The sequence below is a fragment of the Nonomuraea sp. bgisy101 genome (assembly GCF_057708945.1).
The window spans coordinates 1-664 of the sequence record NZ_JBYITD010000121.1 but is presented as its reverse complement, the minus strand read 5'-3'; the positions used below and the strand labels follow the sequence as shown (position 1 = coordinate 664).

1 protein-coding gene is annotated in these 664 nt (G+C 69.6%); it reads left to right on the top strand.

Going from position 1 to position 664, the window contains the following annotated elements:
- Positions 1-664 (top strand): serine hydrolase domain-containing protein (locus AC3EO4_RS55705; protein ID WP_431904998.1); only part of this gene is annotated, 664 nt, incomplete at both ends.

The following is a 664-nucleotide window of genomic DNA, read 5'->3' as shown; positions in this document are numbered from 1 at the left end:
CTGGAAGTGGTGACCGGCCTGTCCTTCCCCGACCTGCTCGCACGCGACATCTACGCACCCGTCGGCATGAAGGACTCCAGCACCTCCGCCGAGCAGGCCATCCTGCGCAGCACGGCGGTCGGCCACTTCCTGGACCCCGAGACCATGACGGCCAAGCCCACCACCATGTTCACGCTGCCCGACACCTGGGGACCGGCCGGCGGCACGCCGATCGGCACCATCGCCGACCTGCTCGCCTTCGGACGCACCCACCTCGCCGGCGGCATGTCGCCCTCCGGCACCCGCGTCCTGTCGGCCGAAAAGACCGCGCTGATGCAGCAGGTCGCCTACGACATGGACAGCCCCAACACCCCGCCGATCGGCCTGGGCTGGGTGCTGTACCCGTTCGCCGACACCACCGTCCTGGCCATGTCGGGCGCCTCGCCCGGCGGCGTGTCCCTCCTGTGCGTGCTGCCCGAGCACGACCTGGTCTTCACCGCCTTCGGCAACAACCCGGGGGCGATCATGCTGCAGGACCAGCTCCTGCAGTGGCTGCTGAGCGAGCACCTCGGCGTCCGGATCCCCACGCTGATCACCGAAACGGAGCAGGACGTCGACCTGACCCCGTACGTGGGCACCTACCGCTCCAACCAGCTCCGCATCGACGTCAGCATCGTCGACGGCC